At 68.3% G+C, this 20,239-nt stretch carries 13 protein-coding genes and 1 pseudogene; 4 read left to right on the forward strand and 10 right to left on the reverse strand.

Annotated elements, in window-relative coordinates:
* Positions 1 to 83: 83 nt before the first annotated feature.
* The 7 genes from JYJ93_RS01510 to JYJ93_RS01540 all read right to left on the reverse strand — a co-directional run bounded on the left by JYJ93_RS01510 (position 84) and on the right by JYJ93_RS01540 (position 10,407).
* Positions 84 to 2,282, reverse strand: a complete 2,199-nt coding sequence (locus JYJ93_RS01510) for a hypothetical protein (RefSeq protein WP_206786024.1) — start codon at positions 2,280 to 2,282, stop codon at positions 84 to 86.
* Between the two features lie 142 nt (positions 2,283 to 2,424).
* Entirely contained in the window at positions 2,425 to 3,411 is a 987-nt protein-coding gene (locus JYJ93_RS01515; RefSeq protein WP_206786025.1) for a glucodextranase DOMON-like domain-containing protein, read from the reverse strand.
* A 44-nt stretch (positions 3,412 to 3,455) separates the two neighbouring features.
* On the reverse strand, positions 3,456 to 4,343 hold the full coding sequence (locus tag JYJ93_RS01520; protein ID WP_121758058.1) for a sugar ABC transporter permease: 888 nt from the start codon (positions 4,341 to 4,343) through the stop codon (positions 3,456 to 3,458).
* A gap of 5 nt (positions 4,344 to 4,348) precedes the next feature.
* Complete coding sequence (locus JYJ93_RS01525) at positions 4,349 to 6,397, reverse strand: sugar ABC transporter permease (RefSeq protein ID WP_206786026.1); 2,049 nt, start codon at positions 6,395 to 6,397, stop codon at positions 4,349 to 4,351.
* Positions 6,398 to 6,410: 13 nt separating this feature from the next.
* The gene (locus tag JYJ93_RS01530) at positions 6,411 to 7,634 is read right to left on the reverse strand and encodes an extracellular solute-binding protein (RefSeq protein ID WP_206786027.1); all 1,224 of its coding nucleotides are present in this window, start codon (positions 7,632 to 7,634) and stop codon (positions 6,411 to 6,413) included.
* A 20-nt stretch (positions 7,635 to 7,654) separates the two neighbouring features.
* Positions 7,655 to 8,749 (reverse strand): sn-glycerol-3-phosphate ABC transporter ATP-binding protein UgpC, encoded by a 1,095-nt coding sequence (gene ugpC / locus JYJ93_RS01535; RefSeq protein WP_206786028.1) that lies wholly within the window; start codon positions 8,747 to 8,749, stop codon positions 7,655 to 7,657.
* Positions 8,750 to 8,832: 83 nt separating this feature from the next.
* Positions 8,833 to 10,407, reverse strand: a complete 1,575-nt coding sequence (locus tag JYJ93_RS01540; RefSeq protein ID WP_206786029.1) for an alpha-amylase family glycosyl hydrolase — start codon at positions 10,405 to 10,407, stop codon at positions 8,833 to 8,835.
* Positions 10,408 to 10,823: 416 nt separating this feature from the next.
* Here JYJ93_RS01540 and pulA point away from each other — a divergent pair, with 416 nt between their 5' ends.
* Entirely contained in the window at positions 10,824 to 14,264 is a 3,441-nt protein-coding gene (pulA, locus tag JYJ93_RS01545; protein ID WP_206786030.1) for a pullulanase-type alpha-1,6-glucosidase, read from the forward strand.
* A 79-nt stretch (positions 14,265 to 14,343) separates the two neighbouring features.
* On the opposite strand, the gene map is transcribed toward pulA, so the two are convergent.
* From map to JYJ93_RS01560, 3 genes are all read right to left on the reverse strand, one after another.
* Positions 14,344 to 15,345 (reverse strand): type I methionyl aminopeptidase, encoded by a 1,002-nt coding sequence (gene map, locus JYJ93_RS01550; RefSeq protein ID WP_206786032.1) that lies wholly within the window; start codon positions 15,343 to 15,345, stop codon positions 14,344 to 14,346.
* Positions 15,342 to 15,581, reverse strand: a complete 240-nt coding sequence (locus JYJ93_RS01555) for a hypothetical protein (protein ID WP_120552755.1) — start codon at positions 15,579 to 15,581, stop codon at positions 15,342 to 15,344. Before JYJ93_RS01555 ends, map begins: the two co-directional genes overlap by 4 nt.
* A 157-nt stretch (positions 15,582 to 15,738) precedes the next feature.
* Entirely contained in the window at positions 15,739 to 16,770 is a 1,032-nt protein-coding gene (locus JYJ93_RS01560) for a helix-hairpin-helix domain-containing protein (protein WP_206786033.1), read from the reverse strand.
* A 240-nt stretch (positions 16,771 to 17,010) separates the two neighbouring features.
* On the opposite strand from JYJ93_RS01560, the gene JYJ93_RS01565 reads away from it, so the two are divergent.
* The 3 genes and pseudogenes from JYJ93_RS01565 to JYJ93_RS01575 all read left to right on the forward strand — a co-directional run.
* Positions 17,011 to 18,807: a serine/threonine-protein kinase gene (locus JYJ93_RS01565; protein WP_206786034.1), complete on the forward strand. Its 1,797-nt coding sequence runs from the start codon at positions 17,011 to 17,013 to the stop codon at positions 18,805 to 18,807.
* A gap of 8 nt (positions 18,808 to 18,815) precedes the next feature.
* Positions 18,816 to 19,304: a DUF2381 family protein gene (locus tag JYJ93_RS01570; RefSeq protein WP_206786035.1), complete on the forward strand. Its 489-nt coding sequence runs from the start codon at positions 18,816 to 18,818 to the stop codon at positions 19,302 to 19,304.
* Between the two features lie 160 nt (positions 19,305 to 19,464).
* Positions 19,465 to 20,193: pseudogene (locus tag JYJ93_RS01575) on the forward strand (GntR family transcriptional regulator); the annotation flags it as partial.
* Between the last annotated feature and the right edge of the window lie 46 nt (positions 20,194 to 20,239).

Genomic DNA, 20,239 nt, shown 5'->3' on the forward strand with positions numbered 1-20,239 from the left:
AAGGAGCCCGGAGTGCCTTCACAGGCGCCCCGGGCTCCCACTGCATCAACCGTGTGCCCCGCCCGAAGCGGAGCGCGCGGTGACTAGAACTGCGCCTTCATGAACGCCTTGACGCGCATGTGGTCGAAGTTGCGCTCCTCCAGGCTGTTCCAGCCGCCGTTGCGGCCAGTGAAGCCGCGCGAACCCACCGCCACGTTGTGGTCGGCCGCGATGGTGTCGTCCGCGTACTGCACCACGTAGCCGTCGCCGAAGTCCGGACGGAAGGTGCCGAACGCGTACTGGCCCTCCAGGCCGAACTCCACGCCGGACAGGATGTAGCGCGCCTTCACCAGCACCTGGTTCTTGTTGTGCTTGCCGGACGCCATCTCGTGGTTGCCGTACGCCTGGAACGCCGTGTTGCCGTCCAGCAGGTCCGCGAAGAACTTGGAGTAGCTGGCGGACACATACAGGTCATCCGTGAACTGGTAGCCCGCGCCGGCCGTGAACGTCGTGTAGTCCAGCAGGCGGTCGTCGTCCGCGATGTTGTCGAACGGCTTGAACTGGTAGCCCGTGTCGCCCTGGCTGTTCGTGATGACGTTCGGGTTGCGGTAGAGGTCCGAGGTGCTGTTGCCCGCGCTGTACTCGTTGACGAGCGCGTTGTCGCACGCCACGCCGCCGCCCGCGCACGCGCCCGACTGGAACGGCAGGAAGCGCGGGTCGTTCATGCGCTTGTCCGTCTCGTGGATGTACTTGAACTTGCCGAACACATCGATGCCCTTCAGCACGTCCACCACGTACTTGGCGCGCAGCGCGACCAGGTGCGTCTTCTTGTCCTGGAAGGGCTGGTAGGCCGTGCGGAAGTTGTGGCCCACGCCGGAGTCCAGCTCCGTGCCGGGGAACTGGCTGTCACCCAGCGCCTGGTCGGCGTTGCCGTACGCCTGCCAGTTGGTGTTGTAGGTGATGAAGGAGTACTCACCACCCACCTCCAGCGCGCCGTTCGTGTAGACCGGGTTCGCCGTCACGCCCTTCCAGCCAATGGCCGTCTCCGCCATGGGCTCGTCGAAGTCCGTGAAGTCGTTGTCCACGTTGAGCGTGGCGACCTGCTGGGCCTCGCTCGTCCAGCCGCCGTAGCCGATGCGGGTGGGGTTGCCCTTGTAGACGCCGTAGGCCGCGTTGGACGGGCCGGGGAACGCGAAGCTGCCGTCGTGGCCCTCCGTGAGGAGCACGTCCGCCTCGCGGCGGCTGGCCATGACCGCCATGTACTCCGCGCCAATGCTGAACAACTGCAGGTTCAGCGACAGGCCCACGTCCAGCGGGTCGTTGATGGACGCGTTCAGCATGTACGTCTGGTCCGTGTGGTGGCCGGCCAGCACCGGGCTGTAGCCGCCCACGCCGAAGCTCTTGGGCGACAGCACCGGGTCCGCGTTGGAGTACGACGTGTACGCGGCGCCGCGCACGTCCAGCCACGAGCCCATGTGCAGGCCCGCCTTCAGGCCGCCCACGCCGTTGCGGTAGCGCGGGGTGAGGTCGCGGCCGTTGTCCAGGTCCGTGTCCTCCGGGTTGATCTCCTGGTCGTTCGCGTACTGGAAGATGCCGCCCACGTCGAAGAGCTCGGACGGGGTGACCTTCGCCTGGAAGCCGTACGCCGCGTCACGCGCGTGGAAGGCGCCCGTGCTGAAGTTCGGGCCCGCCCACAAGCGCGGCAGCGAGATGCGCGCCGCGTCCCACGTGAGCATCCGGTCGAAGTTGGAGCCCTGCAGCATGATGGCCGCCGCGTTGTCGCGGTCGATGTAACGGACGCGGCCGATGACGAACGGGTCGAACTGGCCCAGGTCCGTCGCGCCGATGAGCGCCGAGTCGATGAGGTAGCCCGGACGCAGCGTCACGGACATGCCGCGCAGCTTGATGTACTGGTTGGAGCGCGGGTCGAACTCGCCGCAGTCGCCCGCGGTGCAGTTGGTGGCCGTGTTGCTGCCGCCGAAACCGCCGAAGTTCGTCCAGAAGTTCTGGTTGAAGCGGCTGTGGATGCGGCCGTTGACCTCCACCTGCGGGGAGATCTTCGCGTTCAGCAGGAGCTCCAGCTCCGTGCCGATGCCGTTGTCGCCGTAGCCTTCACCGGGCACCGTGGTGAAGTTGTAGAGCGCGCCCTGGTCGCGCTGCGTGCCCCAGAGGTACTTCGTATAGGTCGTGCCACCAATGGTGAGCTTGGGGCCGCTGTCCTGCGCCATGGCCGCCCCGGGAATGAGGCCGACCGCAACGGTGAGCGCACACGCTCCCCGCACCACGTTCTTGCGATTCTTCATGATGTCCGGAAAACCCTTCTCAGAAAGCCTTGAACCAGAGGGGGGTCATCCCCTCTCCCGGGCCGCCGCGGGGTCTCCACGGCAGCCCTCCCCGTGTTGCATCAAACCTTGAAACGGACTGTTTTGAACAGTCCGCCGCCGGCTACTTCGTCGGCGTGGCCGTCGTCGGCGCCGGAGCGACCGTCGTTCCAGCCGGAGCGGCCGGCGTGGGCGCCGGAGCCGGAGCCGGAGCCGGGGCAGGAGCCGCCGGGGCAGGAGCCGGAGCGGCCGGAGCCTGCGCCGGAGCCGCCGCCGCGCTGCCCTGCGCCGCCGGGCGCTTCGGGCCGGAGACCATCTTCAGCGTGGCCTTCTTCGTGGCGGAACCGTCACCCGCGCACTCGTAGGCAAGCATTTCGTACTGAGCCTTGATTTCAGAGCTGTCGCCCTTGCCCTGACCCGCGAGCACGTCGATGACGTGCGGATCGCAGTTGAAGTCGGAGCCGCCGCCGAAGCGGTGCTGGCCCTCGTACTCGTTGACGCGGCGGGTGAGCAGGTCGTTGTCCGCGGGGAAGCCCTCGTTGGACTGCATCACGACCTGGTAGCCCCAGGTGGAGGGGTCACCGGCGCCCAGGTCGGAGTTCATGACCGTGGCGGTGATCTTGTTGCCGGAGGCGCGCACCTTGGTGGGCACCACGACGGCGCCCTTCATCGCGCCGGCCTTGTTGTTGGCCTCCGCGCGCACGCGCGACGAGCCCTGCGGCGAGATGATGATGACCTTGTCCCACGCGTCTTCCGGCGCGAAGGAGACGTTCAGGCCCGGGGGGCTGTCGGTGAAGCCGCTGCCGGCCTTGTGGTCCGTGTCGATGAAGATGAAGACCTCCTGCACGGAGAAGCCGTCCGCCATCTTCCACGGGTTCTCCAGCGACGCCTTCAGCTGGATCTCCACGTCCGTCTTGTTGCCGCCCTGGTCCAGCTTGAAGCCGGTCAGGTCGAACGAGCCCGGCTTGTACACGGGGTCCGTCGGGTAGGTGTACTTGCCCGGGCCCTTGTCGTCGCCGGTGGGGTCCTTGAACTGCACCTTCTCGGCCAGGGCCGGCGCCGCGGACAGGGAAGCGGCCAGGGTGAGCACTGCGATGCGGGGGTTGATCATGGGGGTGCTTGCTCCTTGCAACGACAGACGAAAGGACTGCGGGACTAACCCTTCACGCCACCGGCGGTGAGCCCGGAGACGAGATACTTCTGCAGGAAGAGGAAGAGGAAGACGACGGGCACGGACACGATGATGGAGCCGGCCGCGAAGTAGCCCCACTGCTGGCTGAAGCCGCCCACGAAGAAGCGCAGGCCCACCGGCGCCGTGTACATGGCTTCCTGGTCCATGAACGTCGCCGCGAGGATGAACTCGTTCCACGCCGTCATGAAGCTGAACAGCGCCGTCACCGCCACCGCGGGCTTCGCCAAGGGCAGGATGATGCTCCAGAAGATGCGCCCCGGAGACGCGCCGTCCATCAGCGCCGCCTCCTCCAGGTCCTTGGGGATGGTGTCGAAGTAGCCCTTCAACATCCACACGCTGAACGGGATGGACGTGGTGGCGTACACGATGATGAGGCCCAGCCGGCTGCTGCCCAGGCCCAGCCACTGCACCAGGATGATGTAGAGGGGGATGAGCATCAGCGTGCCCGGGAACATCTGGGACACCAGGAACGCCATCATGCCCGCGCGCTGGCCGGGGAACTTGAAGCGGCTGAACGCATACGCCGCCGTGCACGCCATGAAGACGCCCAGCACCGTGGTGCCAATGGCCACGATGGCGCTGTTGAGCATCCACTTGGCGAACGGCTGATCCGCCATCACCGACGCGAAGTTGGAGACGCTGAAGGTCTCCGGCCACGGCGTCACCGCGCGCAGCCGGTCCCAGAAGGTGGGGTTCTCCGGCAGCGTGGCGATGGCCAGGCTCTGCTTGCCGGAGAAGGCCAGGCTCACCACCCAGAGGATGGGGTAGATGGTGAAGAGGGTGAAGGTGACCAGCACCACGTGCAGCGGCAGGTGGGAGATGCCCTCGCGACGTTCAGAGAAGAGCGCCATGGGATTTACGCGGCCTCCGTGGCGCGGCTCACGCGGTTCTGCACCATGCTGTAGAGGAGCAGGATTCCGAAGATGACGGTGGAGTACGCCGCCGCGTAGCCGTGGCGGTAGCGCTCGAAGGCGAACTTGTACGCCTGGGTGACCAGGATTTCGGTGGAGCCGCCCGGGTCGCCGCCCGTCACCAGGAAGATGATGTTGAACATGTTGAAGGTCCACACCACCGACAGGATGACCGCCGGCACCAGCGCGGGCTTCAGCGCGGGCAGCGTGATGGCGGTGAACTGCTGCCACCGGTTGGCGCCGTCCACGCGCGCCGCTTCGTAGAGCTCACCCGGGATGGACTGGAGCGCGCCCAGCGACACCACCATCATGAACGGGAAGGACAGCCAGCCGTTGGTGGCCAGCGCCGTGAAGAACGACGTGAGCGGTGAATCGAACCACGCCAGGCCGTCCCCACCGAACATCCGGATGACGTGGTTCACCACGCCGAACTGCTGGTGGAACATGCCCTTCCAGATGAGCGCGGTGATGTAGTTGGGCATGGCCCACGGGAGGATCAGCAGCACGCGGTACACCGGCCGCATCCTCAGATTGGGCACGTTGAGCGCCAGCGCGAGCAGCAGGCCCACCGTCACGCCGATGGTCACGTTCGTGACCGTCCACACGATGGTGAAGAGCAGCGTGTAATAGAAGTTCAGGTAGTTGAAGACGAGCGAGCCGTCCGCCGCCGTCTTCGCGAAGCTGAAGTCGCCCAGGATGTCCACGTAGTTGCGGAAGCCCACCCACAACTCGGACAGCGGCTGGCTGCTGTTGTAGAGGTTGGCGTCCGTGAACGACAGCGTGATGCCGTAGCCGAAGGGGAAGAACACCAGCACCACCATGCCCACCATGGCGGGCAGGATGTATGCGTAGGCCTGCCGGAACTCGACCGCCGTGGCCACCGCCCGGTGCAGCGCGCCCAGGCCGATGAACAGCAGCACCGCCAGCCCCACCACGCCCAGCGCCCCCAGCGCCTTCGTCGCGTTGCCGCGCACCTGCGCGCCCGCCGCCGCGAGCTTCGCCTCGTCCGGCGAGCCGGACTCCGTCAGCTTGCCCAGCGGGCGGCGCATGGCGTCCGCGTCCCACGCGCCGGGCTTCAGCGCGGGCTCCGCGTCGAGGTTGTTCGCGGCGATCAGCGCCTGCGCCTTCTCGCCGCGCGTGCGCAGCTCCGCGCTGACCGCGTCCTCCGTCTGCCGCAGCTCCGCGTCCAGCGCGCGCAGCGAATAGACGGTGTAGCCACCCAGGCCCGCCAGGAACAGCGCCGCCGCCACCGCCACGCGCACGCCCTGGCGCGACAGCGCGAACACCGCCGCCGCGCACGCCGCCAGCGGCAGCAGGAACGCCAGCAGCACCGGCGTCCAGGACGGCGTCTCGCCCTTCACCACCACCGGCGTGAGGGACTCCACGGAACCCACCACCTGCCCATCCACCTCCACGGGCGCGGACAACAGGCGGCTTGCGCCATTGTCGAGCAGCTCCGACTCCACCTCCGCCTTGCGCGCGCTGCCCTCCTCGCGGTTCGTCTCCACCGCGGCGCGCAGGCGCTGGCCGCGGTCGTACAGCGGCTTCTCGTCGCGAGACAGCCGGCGCGGCGCCGCCTTGTCCCCGGTGTCATCCGGGAAGGTGGACGCCTCCAGCCGGATGCCACTGAAGGCGATGACGCGCACGGAGCTCCCCGGCACGCCCGGCCAGCCCGCCACCACGGCCTTCACGCCGTCGCCGGTGCCGCCCGCGCGCTGCACCAGGTCCGCCAGCCCCAGCAGGGACACGGTGGCCGTGCGCTGCTCGCGCTCCGCCGCGCGCTCCTGGTTGGCGCGCGCGAGCAGGCCGTGCGCCAGGAGCAGGGACACGCCCAGGGCCAGGGCGAGCCCCACCAGCACGCGCCCCCGGTAGCCGCCCGCACGGCCGGAAGGTCCCGGAGTCGAAGGGTCCTTCACGGAGTCGTTCGGGGAGTCGCGGACCGGCGTGGGGGCGCCGGCCGCGGAAGGGGGCTGCTGGGGGGCGTTCTGGCTCACTTCAGCTCCTCACTTACTTCTTGCGCAGGCCGGCGACGTCCTTCGCCACGCTCTTCTGGGCCGCGTCCAGGGCCGCCTTGGGGGTGGCGGTGTTCTTGAACACGGTGTTCATCGCGCTGGTGGCCGGGGTCCAGACCATGGACATCTCCGGCAGGTTGGGCATGGGCACCGCCACGTCCACCTGGTCCTTCATCGCCTTGAGCAGCGGATCCGCGGCCACCTTCGCGTCCTGGTACACCGCCTGGTTCGCGGGGCTCTGGCGGCCCTCCAGGGCCAGCGTCTTGCCGGGGCCCGCGTCGGTGAGGAACTTCGCGAAGTCGTACGCCGCTTCCTTGTTCTTCGACGGGGCGGCCACGTACACGCCCTCCACCGTCATCCAGGGCTTCATCGGCGTGCCCTTGTTCTCATCCAGCGTGGGCAGCCGGGCCAGGCCGTAGTCCACGCCCTTCGCGACCTCGCCCAGGAACCACGGGCCGGAGAACACCATCGCGGCCTTGCCCTCGTTGAAGAGGGACGTGATGAGCGCGCTGGAGGGCTCCGCGGGGAGGATGCCGTCCTTGTTCTTCCACTTGAGGACCTGCTCCACCGACTTCACGTTGGCGGGCGAGTTCATCGTGGGGGTGTTCTTCGCGTCGAACACGCCGCCGCCGAAGCCGTTCATCACCGCCGCGTGGTAGTAGAAGTCGTTGTACGCGTACGCGAGGCCGAAGCGGCCCGCCTTCGCGTCCGTGAGCTTCTTGGCCATCGTCACCATCTCGCCGGACGTCTTGGGCGGCGTGGGGACCAGCTTCTTGTTGTAGATGAGCGTGATGACCTTGTAGTTCAGCGGCAGGCCGTACGCCGTCCCGCGGTAGGTCATCGCCTCCATCGTCGTGGGGATGAAGCGCTTCTTCGTCGCGTCATCCAGGAAGAAGTCGATGGGCTCCACCGTGTTGCCCGCTTCAATCCAGCCGCCCAGGCGGTCCTGCGCGAAGATGAAGAGGTCCGGGCCCTTGCCGCGCGGCACGGTGGCGGAGATCTTGTCCGCGTAGGCGTCGTAGGGCACCGCCAGCGTGGTGACCTTGACCTTGCCTTCGTTGGCCTTGTTGTACTCGGCGACCACCTTCTCCAGCGCGGCCTTCTCCTCCGCGCGGTAGGCGTGCCAGAGCACCAGCTCCGTGGCGGCGAAGGACGGGACGGGCAACAGGCCGACTGCGCACAGACAGAGGGCCGCGAGCAACGTTCGCAGGTTCGTCATGGGGAAAATCCTCCGGATACTCAAACGGAAAGCCGAAGCTCGGATTCAGCGTCGAAGAGATGCAGGGACTCCAGCTCCACCGTCACGGGGAGCGCGGCGCCAGGCTCCGGGGTGGACTGGGGCGGCAGGCGGAAGACCAGCGGGTTGTCTCCCAGGCGGGCGTGCACGATGAGCTCGTTGCCCAGCGGCTCCACCAGTTCCACGCGCGCCTCCGCGGGCGCGGACTCACCGCGCGCGGCGCTGCCCGCGGGCAGGACGTTGTCCGGGCGCAGGCCCACCTTCACCTTGCGGCCACCCTTGCCCGCCGTCATCGCGCGCAGCTTCTGCGGCACCGGCAGCTTGAAGCCCTCACCGGTGAGCGACGCGCCGTCCGCGTCCAGCGTGGCGGTGAGCATGTTGATGGGCGGCGTGCCGATGAACTGCGCCACGAACACGTTGACCGGCTTCTCGTAGACCTCCAGCGGGGTGCCCAGTTGCTGGAGCTTGCCGTCCTTCATCACCGCGATGCGGTGGCCCATGGTCATCGCTTCGATCTGATCGTGCGTGACGTAGACGGACGTGACCTGGAGCCGGTGCTGGAGCTTCTTGATCTCCGAGCGCATCTGCACGCGCAGCTTCGCGTCCAGGTTGGAGAGCGGCTCGTCGAAGAGGAACACCGCCGGCTTGCGCACGATGGCGCGGCCCAGGGCCACGCGCTGACGCTGGCCGCCGGACAGCGCCTTGGGCTTGCGGTCCAGCAGGTGCGTGATGCCGAGGATTTCCGCCGCCTCGTCCACCAGCTTGTCCATCTCCGGCTTGGGCGTCTTGCGGATCTTGAGGCCGAACTCCAGGTTCTGCCGCACGGACATGTGCGGATAGAGCGCGTAGTTCTGGAACACCATGGAGACGTCCCGGTCCTTCGGGGGCAGCGCGTTCACCGCGCGCTCACCGATGGAGATGGTGCCTCCCGAAATCTCCTCCAGGCCGGCGATCATCCGGAGCGCCGTGGACTTGCCGCAACCGGACGGCCCCACGAGGACCATGAACTCATGGTCGCGGATATCGAGGTTGAGCCCCTCGATGACCGACACGTCTCCGTACCGCTTCGCCACGTCCTTGAACGACACGCCGGCCATCTAGGTTCTCCAGCAAGAGCCCCGCTCGCGCCGGTGACAACAGCACGTCCGGGTCAGGTTCTGCGCATGCACCGCCGGGTGCCTCACGGCACGCGTCCGAGGATGCGCGCGGACAGCGGCGCAAGCGCCAGGTCCAGCGTGGCACCAGCCTTCGTCCGCCCTCCGTTCAGCAGATCCTCCACCTCGCCGACGCCCGTCCAACCTTCCGGCCACGGCACCGACACCGCGCCCTTCGTCTTGCCACGGTTCACCGCCACCACCACCATGTCGCCAGACGCTTCATCGCGCCGCTGGAAGACATACACATCACCTTCGGTGGAGAGCGGCGCGTGCGTGCCCCGCGACAGGGCCGGGTGCGCGCGGCGGATGGCGATGAGGCGCTTGTAATACTCGCGCAATGCCTCGTCGCGTTTCTTTCCCGCGCCAGGCTTCACCGCCTGCTTGCCCCACGGCATGTCGCTGCGGTTCTGAGGCCAGTCACCGCCCGCGCGGCCCACCTCCTCGCCGTAGTAGATGACGGGGATGCCGCTCGTGGTGAGTTGCAGCGTGGCGGCCAGGCGGAAGAGGGGCACGTTGCCCTGCAACTGGTGCAGCGCCCCGTCCACGTCGTGCGACGACAGGAAGTGCGACAGGTGGTGGTCCGGCGTCACCTTCGCGCGCGACTGGAGGTAGCGGTCGAACGCCACCGCGCGGCCCCGGCCCTGGATGAAGGCCAGCGCGTTGCCCTGGAAGGCGAAGTCGAACCCGGCGTCCATCTCGTCCGGGGTGAAGTACGGCGCCAGCACCTCCACGTCGCCGCCCCACACCTCGCCCAGCAGGAAGAAGTCCGGGGAGATCTCCGCGCGCGTGCGGCGGCGGTGCTCCTTCCAGAAGTCGTGGGACACGTGCTTCACGGTGTCCAGCCGGAAGCCGTCCACGCCAGAGCGCTTCGCCCAGTCGATCTGCGCGTCCAGCAGGTACTTCGCCACCTCCGGGCGCTCGGTCTTGAAGTCCGGCAGGCCCGCCACGCACGTCGTCAGGTCATCCGAACCGCAGGTGCCCTTGTCCTCCGAGCGCAGCCAGTCCGGGTGGTCCTTCAGGTAGCGCGAGTTGTAGCCCGGGTGGTTGTAGACGACGTCCAGCAGCACGCGGATGCCGCGCGCGTGCGCCGCGTCCACCAGTGCCTTGAAGTCCTCTTCCGTGCCGAAGCGCGGATCCAACGCGTGGAAGTCGTCCGCCCAGTAGCCGTGGTAGCCCCAGTCCGGAAAGCCAGAGCCGGTGACGAAGCCTGGGATCTGCTTCAAGAGCGGCGTCACCCACAGCGCCGTCACGCCCAGCGATGACAGCTCATCCAGCTTCCCGGTGAGCCCCTTCAGATCGCCGCCGTGGAAAGTGCCCGGCGCCGTCACGTCACCCTTCTCGTTGTTCGAGGGGTCGCCGTCCGCGAAGCGATCCACCACGACGAAGTACAGGACCTCATCCGCCCAGGGGCGCGCGGGCTCCTTCGGCGCCGGAGCCTGAGCAGGCTGCGCGGGCGCGGCCTCCTTCACGGGTTCCGTGGCGGGAGCGGGCGCCGCCGGCGTGGCGGGCTGTGTCGCGGCGGACTCCGGCGCGGGCTGCGTCGGGGTGGGCGCCGTGGCGCACCCCGCCAGACACAGAGCGGCAAGTCCCTGGAGCATCGGGCGCCACCGACCGCGGTGGGAGACAGCGTTCGGTTGTGGGCAGGGGAGGCGGGAGGACATCTGGGCGCGGCACTGTATCCAACAGTCTTGAAAGGGGTGAAGGGTCGTCGGAACAATCGGCTGATGGCGCAACGCGCCATGTCCCGGATGTCTTCCTCTGCACATCCGTGTGACGCATGGCGCGAGCGGACTCAACGGAGCGCGTGTTTTCTGCCGCACCGCGTCTCGATTGGACCCCCTCCTCCATCCGACGTCACGGGGGGGATGCGCCGGTCCCAACGCTGATCATCCAGTGGGTCACGCAATTCCTGAAAACAACCAGGGGTCTCCCGTGACAGGTGCGGCTGGTACCGTGCCCGGGATTTCACCCCCCCTGGAGGTTTCCCCTGAAAGTTCCATTCGCGGTTCCCCGCATGACGCGAGCGCTCGCGTTCGGCGGGCTCCTGAGTGCGCTGCTTCCCCTGTCGTCGCTGGCGGCGCCCACGTCCGTGACTGTCATTGGCGATCTGCAGACGGGCGCCGGCTGTGCCACCAACAACGACCCCACCTGCGCGCAGACGGCGCTGGCGTACGACGCGGACGACGACAAGTGGACGGGCACGTTCAGCGTGCCGGCGGGCACCTGGCACTTCAAGGTCGCGCTGGACGGGTCGCTGACGCAGACGTACGGCGGCCCGGGCGGCGCGGACGTGGTGCTGACCCAGGCGACGGCGGGCGCGGTGAAGTTCTACTTCGACGCGACCACGCACTTCGTGACGAGCAACCGCTCCGGCACCATCGCCACGGTGGCGGGCAGCTTCCAGAGCGAGCTGGGCTGTCCGGGTGACTGGCAGCCGGACTGCCTGCGCTCGATGATGCATGACCTGGACGGTGACGGCATCTACACCTTCACCACGAAGGCGCTGCCCGCGGGCAACTACGAGTGCAAGGTCGCGCTCGACGAGCAGTGGACCACCGCCTACCCCGGCGGCAACGCGTCGTTCGCGGTGGAGGAGGACGGTCAGGAGCTGATCTTCACCTTCGACTCCGGCGCGTCCAAGAAGGTGACCATCCGCGCCGCGGGCGCTCCGGCGGGCAACCTGCTGCTGGCCCGGGCGCACTGGATTTCGCGCGACACCGTGGTGTGGAGCCCGGAGGTCGCGGCCCCTGCTGGCACGGTGTTCAAGCTGCACACGGCGCCCACCGGCGGCATGACGCTGAACAGCACCGGCGTGCAGGGCGGCACCACGGCGACGCTGACGGTGGACGCCGCGGGCCTCACCGCCGCGCAGGCCGCGCGCTTCCCGAACCTGGTGGGCCGCACGGTGCTGAAGCTGGCCGAAGCGGACGTGGCCAACGCGGCCACGTGGCTCAAGGGCCAGGTGGCCGTGTCCGCGACCAACGCGGAGGGCGTGATGCTGGACGCCACCAGCGCGCAGTTCGCGGGCGTGCTGGATGACCTGGACACGTATGACGGCGCGCTGGGCGCCACGTTCGAGAACGGCATCCCCACGCTGCGCCTGTGGGCCCCCACGGCGAAGAACGTGAACCTGCTGCTGTTCGCGGACGGCACCCCCACGTCCACCCCCACCCGCGTGCCCATGACGGCCGGTGACAAGGGCGTCTGGAGCGTGACGGGCGACGCGTCCTGGAAGAACCGCTTCTTCCTCTACGAGGTGGAGGTCTACGCCCGCAAGGAGGGCAAGGTCGTCACCAACCGCGTCACCGACCCGTACTCGGTGGCCCTCTCCACCAACAGCGAGCTGAGCCAGATTGTCGACCTGGCGGACCCGGCGCTCGCGCCGCAGGGCTGGAGCACGCTGGCGAAGCCCGCGCTGGAGGCCCCGGAGGACATCGTCCTCTACGAACTGCACGCGCGCGACTTCAGCATCAACGACCTGACGGTGCCTGAGAACGAGCGCGGCACGTTCAAGGCGTTCACGCGGGACTCGGACGGCATGAAGCACCTGACCCGGCTGGCGAAGGCGGGCCTGACGCACGTGCACCTGCTGCCGGTGTTCGACATCGCGACCATCAACGAGGACCGCGCGGCGCAGCAGCACCCGCAGGGCGACCTGGTGTCGCTGCCGCCGGACTCCGACCAGCAGCAGGCGGCGGTGAAGGCCGTGGCGGACCTGGACGGCTTCAACTGGGGCTATGACCCGTTCCACTACACGGTGCCGGAGGGCAGCTACTCCACCAACGCGCAGGGCACGACGCGCACGGTGGAGTTCCGGGAGATGGTGCAGTCGCTCAACCAGCACGGCCTGCGCGTGGTGATGGACGTGGTCTACAACCACACCAACTCCGCCGGACAGGACGCCAAGAGCGTGCTGGACCGCATCGTCCCCGGCTACTACCACCGCCTCAGCGACGAGGGGAACGTGGAGATGAGCACCTGCTGCCAGAACACCGCGTCGGAGAACGCGATGATGGAGAAGCTGCTCATCGACTCCGTGGTGACGTGGGCCAAGGCGTACAAGGTGGACGGCTTCCGCTTCGACCTGATGGGCCACCACATGAAGTCCAACATGGTGAAGCTGCGCGCCGTGCTGGACGGGCTCACCGTGGAGAAGGACGGCGTGGACGGCAAGGCCATCTACGTCTACGGCGAGGGCTGGGACTTCGGCGAGGTGGCCGGCAACGCGCGCGGCACCAACGCCACGCAGGCCAACATGGCGGGTACGGGCATCGGCTCGTTCAACGACCGCCTGCGCGACGGTGCTCGCGGCGGTGGCCCCTTCAGCGGACTGCAGGAGCAGGGCTTCATCACCGGCCTGCTGTCCGACCCCAACGGCACGAACCAGGGCACGGACGCGGAGCAGAAGGACAAGCTGCTGCGCTACAGCGATTGGATCCGCGTGGGCCTCACCGGCAACCTGAAGGACTACTCGCTGGTGGACCGCACCGGCGCGACCGTCACGGGTGAAGGCGTGGACTACAACGGGGCCAAGGCCGGCTACACGCTGGATCCGCAGGAGGTCATCACCTACGTCTCCGCGCACGACAACGAGACGCTGTTCGACGCGGTGCAGTTGAAGGCCCGCCGCGACCTGCCCATGGCGGAGCGCGTGCGCATGCACAACCTGGGCATCTCGCTGGTGGCGCTGGGCCAGGGCATCCCGTTCTTCCACGCGGGCGACGAGCTCCTGCGCTCCAAGTCGCTGGACCGCAACAGCTACAACTCCGGTGACTGGTTCAACAAGGTGGACTGGACCTACCAGTCCAACAACTGGGGCGTGGGCCTGCCCCCGGCCGCAGACAACCAGGGCAACTGGGGGCTCTTCGGGCCGCTGCTGGCGGACGCGGCGCTGAAGCCGACGAACGCGGACATCCTCCGGGCGCGAGACCACTTCGAGGAGATGCTGACCCTCCGCAAGAGCTCGCGGCTGTTCCGCCTGCGCACCGGTGACGAGGTGAAGCAGCTGGTGCGCTTCGAGAACACCGGCCCGGGCCAGATTCCGGGCCTCATCGTGATGGCCATGCAGGACCACGGCACCAACGCGGAGGGCAAGCGCGCCATCGTGCTGTTCAACGGCACGGACGACGCGCAGACGTTCAAGGCGGACGGGTACAAGTCCCTGAAGCTCAAGCTGCACCCGGTGCTGGCGGCGTCCACGGACCCGGTGGTGCGCACGTCCGCGTACGACGCGGCCACGGGCGGCTTCACGGTGCCGGCGCGCAGCACCGCCGTGTTCGTCACCGACGACGCGGTGGTGGACCCGGATCCGGATCCGAACGACCCGGGCGACCCGCAGGACCCGGACGAGTCCGACGGCTGCAACTGCCAGAGCACGGTGCCCGGCCCGCTGGGCGCCACCAGCCTGCTGATGCTCTGCGGCCTGGCGCTGAAGCTGCGCCGCCGCCGCGCGTAAGGTCAGCGGCGTGAAATGAAGCGGGCCCCGGATGCGAAGCGCGTCCGGGGCCCGGGGTGTTTCAGGGGGAAGGCGTCACTCAGGGGACGGTGAGGATCTCCGCGCCCGTGTCGGTGACGAGCAGGGTGTGCTCGAACTGGGCGCTGCGCAGGCCGTCCGCGGTGACGACGGTCCAGTCGTCGTTCCACGTGCGGTGGTCCCAGTGGCCCTGGTTGATCATCGGCTCCACGGTGAAGATCATCCCGGGCTGCATGACGGTGTCCGCTTCCGGCTCGTAGTAGTGCGGAATCTGGAGCGCGGTGTGGAACGTCTCACCGATGCCGTGGCCGCAGTAGGCGCGCACCACGCTGGTGCCGTTCTTCACGGCGTGGGCCTCCACCGCGCGGCCAATGTCGCTGATGGGCCGCCCCGGCTTCACCGCGGCGATGCCGATGTCCAGGCACTCCTTCGCGATCTGCACCAGGCGCTGGTGCTGGGGCTCCACGTTGCCCACCAGGTACGTGGCCGAGCAGTCGCCGTGGACGCCATCCAGGTAGATGGTGATGTCCAGGTTGACGATGTCGCCGTCCTCCAGCGCGCGGCTGTCGGGGATGCCGTGGCAGATGACCTCGTTGACGGAGGTGCAGAGCGACTTGGGGAACTTGTGGTAGTTCAGCGTGCTGGGGTAGCCGCCGCGCTTGAGGTAGGCCTCGTGCGCGATGGCGTCCAGTTCGTCCGTGGTGATGCCCACACGCACGTGCCGCGCGGTCTCCACCAGCACCTGCGCGGCGGCCTGGCAGGCGCGGCGCATGCGGGCGATGACGTCCGGCGACTTCACGTCCGGCTCGTTGCGCGAGCGCGAGGGACGGCCCGCCATGGAGTCCGCGTAGTCCGGCCGGGCGATGGTGAGCGGCACCACGCGGCGGGGGCTGACGATGCCCGGGCGGATGCCCTTGCGGTTGGTGTCGGCGCCCTTGCGGCGGGCCTCCACGGTGTCCGCGCCGCGGTGGCACTTCTTGTACTTGGAGCCACTGCCGCACCAGCAGGCGTCATTGGGCCCGGGGAGGACGGCGGGGGCGGTTCGGGGGGTGGCGGTGGTCATCGGGAGCCTCGGGAGCTTGTGTCGGTGTTGGCGGCGGCCTGGCGGGCGCGGGCCCAGCGGAGCATCTGGGGTTTGAGCCAGAGGCGCGGGCGCCCGGCGCCCAGGTCGAGCACCGGACGCGGCATGTCCGGGTACCGGCGCAGGTACGTGCTGACGCTGTTGGGGTGGGCCAGGCGCAGCAGGCCCGCCACCTCCTGGGCGTCAATCAGGTCCTTCGTGTTCACCAGGGGGCACATGGGGCGTGTCTATACCCATAGACACGCGGGGATGCACGGTTTCCTTCCCGGGCCCGCCTGCCCGCCAGGGGCCTGCCTGCTTCCGGACACGACGAAGCCCCGGGCTCCATGAGGGAACCCGGGGCTTCGGGACGGCAGGGACGTCAGGTGGGGAGGACTACTCCGCCCACCAGGTCTCGGTCATCACGCTGAAGCCGTTCACGGTGTCCACGTAGATGTGGACGGTGTTGCGGCTCCAGGGGTCGTTCTCGTAGGTGATGATGCAGCCCTTGAAGGAGCGGCCCTGGGTCAGCGCGTCCAGGTTCGCGAAGCCCGCGTCGCGGACCGCAGCGGAGACCTTGGTATTGCCGCCGACGTAGTTGAAGGCGTTCGCGACCGCGGCGCGCACCTCGGCGGCGTCGGCCAGGTTCGGGCGGATGGCGGCGCCGGAGGGGACGCTGCTCGGCTCCAGGCCGAAGCAGGTCTTGTCGTCACGGTAGTAGTGGCCGGCGGACGCGATGTTCCACCAGTCGAAGTGGCGCAGCGTGGTGGCGCCATAGGAGCCGTTGGAGGGGATGGCGTTGATGGCGGAGAAGAGCGCCTCCAGCGGGCGGCTCAGGGTGGCGGAGTTGCGGATGTTGCGGAAGCTCACGTCACCGATGCCCGCCGTGTCGGAGATCTGCTGCGCGGTGGTGAAGGGGCGCGTGTTGAGCAGGTTGACGGCGCCGTTCCACGCGTCCGGAAGGACGTCATGCAGCTCCGAGTCGTCGATGCTGTTCACCAGCGCGACGATGGCGGTCTGGTCGTCACGGGAGATGGCGATGCCATCCATGATGCCGACACAGTCCGCGTCGATGAAGTCCATCGTCCGGGCGCCGCCCTCCAACTGCTTGAGCCGGGCCGGGCCGACGAGCGGCACGGAGGACAGGTCCGCCAGCGACGTGAACGGCGCGGTGGCGCGGCGGTTCACGATGTTGGTGACCACGTTGCTGGGCAGGTAGCGGTCGAGGAGCGAGTACGACGCCGTGTTCGCGAACTCGAGGATGCCCGAGCACTCGATGGCCACGTCGACGTTCGTCGTCGTGAGGATGGGGGCCTGCTGCTGCTGCTCGGCGGCCGGCGCGGACTCGGGGGGAGTCTCCGCCTGGGTACCAGGACCGCAACCAACGAGCATGCTCACGGCGAGAAGGGCTGAGCCAAGACGACGCATCAGGAACTCCTGAATGAGGGGGGAGTGCTGCGATGAGACGCGGCTTAATACATCAAATCCGTCTGACGCCACTGGCCCGATACGCGCTTCGCTCATGTCACATTTCAGTCACCGCAGACGTGTTCCGCTGGGGGCATTCCGCCTGGCCCCACGAGGCGAGACTTCCTGACTTGGGAGCACACGGCCCCAGGTTGCCTCCGGCCCTCTGCCCCGGCTGACCTTCCAGGTTGAGTGAAAGTCATGCGACTCTCCGGGTCCATGGGTCAGGAAGGGTCACAGGTGTTCCCGGGGGCGCTCCAGCCCGGCGCGGAGGTGGGGCGCTGGCGCGTGCAGGGGACGCTGGGGGTGGGCGGGTACGGCGCGGTCTATCGGGTGGAGCCCCTGGACGCGCCGGGGCGGAGCTTCGCGCTCAAGCTGTCGCTGCATCCGGACCCGGCCCGGGCGCTGCGGGAGATGGCGCTGTTGCTGGACCGGGCGTGGCATCCGAACGTGGTGCGGGTGCATGCCACGGGGCGATGGCCGGATCCGGTGGAGGGGTTGCCGTACTTCGTCATGGACTGCGTGGAGGGGCTGGCGCTCCACCTCTGGACGGAGACGTTCAACCCCACGTTCCGTCAGGTGGCGATGGTGGGCGGCTCGGTGGCGATGACGCTGGGGGTGTTGCACGCGCGAGGCGTGCTGCACCGCGACCTGAAGCCGGAGCACATCCTGGTCCGCGCGAGGGAGCAGGTGCCGGTGCTCATCGACTTCGGGGCCGGGGACCAGACGGGGGCCGCGACGTTGACGACCACCACCCTGCCCCCGGGGACGCTGCACCTGCGCAGTCCGGAGGCCATCCGCTTCCAGCAGCGCCACTGGAGGCAGCCGGAGCTGCGCTACCCATACCGGGAGTCGGATGACCTGTATGCCCTGGGTGTGTGCCTTTACCGGGCCGTGACAGGGCACTACCCGTTCCCACCGGGTCAGGAGCCGGAGCTGCTGGCGGTGGCCATCACGGAGCGGCTGCCGCCGTCGCCCCGGGACATCAATCCCCAGGTGCCGGAGCTCCTGTCGAGGGCCATCCTGCGGCTGCTGGAGAAGGAGCCGGAGCAGCGCCCGCGCACGGGGGAGGCGGCGCACTCGGAGCTGATGCGGGGGCTGCTTTCGGGTGGAGCGGCGGCGTTCGAGGCGCACCTCTTCGACGAGATTCCGGGCACGCCCAATCAGATCCGCCGTCCGACATGGCCCGCGCAGCCCTACCTGACACCCGCGCCCAGGCCCCGGCCCGTTCCCGAGCCGGTGGCCCCGCGACGGTTGCCGGCCTGGGGTTGGGTGGGAGTGGTGGCCTGCCTGGGATTGCTGCTGGCGGGCCCCCGGACCTGGGAGGTCCTGCTGCGGGGCTGGACTCGCCATACAACCCTCCAGGTCTCGGATAGTCTTTCCGCCCCTGTTGGTCATAAACTGGCGAGCCCGCCGGACCGCCCGCACAGTGTTCCCGTCGCCGCCCCCGTGGTGGCACAGAAAGAGGAACACACTCCCGTGACGACCAAGCCCCCTGCCCCGCCGTCTCCGAAACCCGCTCGTGCGCTCAAGGCCGCGACGCTTGCGTCCTGCATGGCGGGCATGGCCTGCGCCAGCGCTCCCCTGGTGGACCGGCCCACGCCTCCCGCGGAGGACTGTCCGGAGGATGCAAAGGCAGCCATGAAGGCGCTCAGGGTTGACGGAATCCAGTGGGCCGCCAAATTTGACCCAAATACGCGCTCCGATTTCGTTACAGTCCGAGAAGGACGTGCCGCTGTGTACACCCTCGGCAGTGAGGGACGCGTAAGGCACGGCTCCATGCTCACGGGCACGCTCTACGTCGGTTCCAAACGAGTCTATGGCCGTTTCACGCAACTGCGTCAGAACAAGACCGGTGAAACATTTCCTGTCTGTATTGAACTCTGGTTCCTGGATGACCGCACGCGGGGTGTTCCTCGCAGCGAGGGGGGAAATGAGAACACCGCCGTTGTTCCCAACATGATGTCCATCCGGGGCGTGTGGCGATACGACGAATAGGAGGACCTATGCTCCTGTTCCTGCTTCCGTTCCTCGCAGCCGCGGATGGAGGGGTGTCCGATGACACAGCCACTCTGCTTTCCGAGCAGTCCTGTCCCGACGTGGGGCTGGCGGCGATCCTGTCCACTGCGGTTCTGGGTCAAGGAGGAGTTCAAACGTTGCAGCTAAAGGCTCCCGAAACAGGAGCCTCGGGCGCAATGTTCCAAGTCAGAAGCTTCCGCTCCGCACGCCGGGTCGCGGTGCAACTGGAGTTCTCCGTGCGGACGCCCCTTCCGAGCAAGGCCGCCAAGGCGAGCCTCCGCGGCCCGAATCATCAAACCCTGAGGGTCGTGGAAGTGCTCGAAGTGGCTTCCGGGTCCGAAGCCGAGAGCGCCCAGATCATTGTGGAAGCCGAAGCGCAGTCCCAGGAGGCTCGCGGCGTCTACACGTTGGAACTCCAGGACGCGGAGGGCGCGAAGCTGCTCGTCCTGCCGGGAGTGCGGTTTCCTTCCATCTGATCCATCCACGCCGCACGGACAGAAGCCGCCCGCCGGAGGCGCTTTCCAGAAACCTGTCCGACTGTCGGACAGGTTTTAGCCGCCCGGGCCACCGGAGGGTGGGCCCGCACGTCCATGTCAGACCCCTGTGGTTGGATGGCCATGCTGATTCGAGGAGGGGATGGGGATGGGACGAGGCGGACTCGTGGCGTACGTGGAGGAGCAGCTCGAGCGCGATATCGCGCTGGGACGGGTGCATCCGAGTGGGCAGCTCGGTCCGGAAGCGAAGCTGGCGCGTCGATTCAACGTGTGCAGAGGCACCCTCCGCGAAGCGGTGCGTCGACTGGCGGCGCGGGGCTTGGTGGTGCAGCACCCTGGCCGCAGGACGCGCGCGGTGGCCATGGATGAGTCGCTGACGCTGGAGAACCTGGGGCTGGGGCTGCATGACGTGCGCGCCCCGAACGCACAGCGGCTCTTGGAGGGCTACTTCAGCCTCAAGCGGCAGGTCCTGGTGGAGCTTCTGGCTGACTGCTGCGCGAGAGCCTCGGACCTCGACCTGGACCGGCTGAGGTACACGTGCTTCCAGCTCCAGGACGCGGCGCACTGGGAGGATGGGACCTACTGCGCACAGGTGGAATTCGAGTTGCTGCGGCTGGCGGCCCGGGTGGCGGATCGTCCCGGGCATGTGCTCCTCGTGCAGTCCCTGCATCGGGCCTTCCTGGGAGGAGCAACCCGGCTGCAGCCCTTCATGGGTGGCGAGGCGCTACGCGAGTGGGCTCTCTGCGCCATGAGAATCCTGTCCGAGCGCGACCCACAGCCCCTCCAGCACGAGCTACCGGCATTGCTCAAGGCGCGCGACGAGCGCGTCCTGAACGCCTTCGCTCCTCCCCCCAAGGAGCCTGCCTCTCCCTCTCCGGACAGTCACTGCGAGCCAGTCACCGGGGACACCGAGGTGC

The sequence above is a fragment of the Corallococcus sp. NCSPR001 genome (assembly GCF_017309135.1).
GTDB lineage: Bacteria > Myxococcota > Myxococcia > Myxococcales > Myxococcaceae > Corallococcus.

Bases quoted from the DNA above. Each gene is read 5' to 3' on its own strand.
- map (WP_206786032.1), bottom strand. From the start codon at position 15,345: ATGACCACCGCCACCCCCCGAACCGCCCCCGCCGTCCTCCCCGGGCCC.
- JYJ93_RS01520 (WP_121758058.1), bottom strand. From the start codon at position 4,343: ATGGCGCTCTTCTCTGAACGTCGCGAGGGCATCTCCCACCTGCCGCTG.
- JYJ93_RS01530 (WP_206786027.1), bottom strand. From the start codon at position 7,634: ATGACGAACCTGCGAACGTTGCTCGCGGCCCTCTGTCTGTGCGCAGTC.
- pulA (WP_206786030.1), top strand. From the start codon at position 10,824: ATGACGCGAGCGCTCGCGTTCGGCGGGCTCCTGAGTGCGCTGCTTCCC.
- JYJ93_RS01560 (WP_206786033.1), bottom strand. From the start codon at position 16,770: ATGCGTCGTCTTGGCTCAGCCCTTCTCGCCGTGAGCATGCTCGTTGGT.
- JYJ93_RS01515 (WP_206786025.1), bottom strand. From the start codon at position 3,411: ATGATCAACCCCCGCATCGCAGTGCTCACCCTGGCCGCTTCCCTGTCC.
- ugpC (WP_206786028.1), bottom strand. From the start codon at position 8,749: ATGGCCGGCGTGTCGTTCAAGGACGTGGCGAAGCGGTACGGAGACGTG.
- JYJ93_RS01555 (WP_120552755.1), bottom strand. From the start codon at position 15,581: ATGTGCCCCCTGGTGAACACGAAGGACCTGATTGACGCCCAGGAGGTG.
- JYJ93_RS01565 (WP_206786034.1), top strand. From the start codon at position 17,011: ATGCGACTCTCCGGGTCCATGGGTCAGGAAGGGTCACAGGTGTTCCCG.
- JYJ93_RS01540 (WP_206786029.1), bottom strand. From the start codon at position 10,407: ATGCTCCAGGGACTTGCCGCTCTGTGTCTGGCGGGGTGCGCCACGGCG.
- JYJ93_RS01510 (WP_206786024.1), bottom strand. From the start codon at position 2,282: ATGAAGAATCGCAAGAACGTGGTGCGGGGAGCGTGTGCGCTCACCGTT.
- JYJ93_RS01570 (WP_206786035.1), top strand. From the start codon at position 18,816: ATGCTCCTGTTCCTGCTTCCGTTCCTCGCAGCCGCGGATGGAGGGGTG.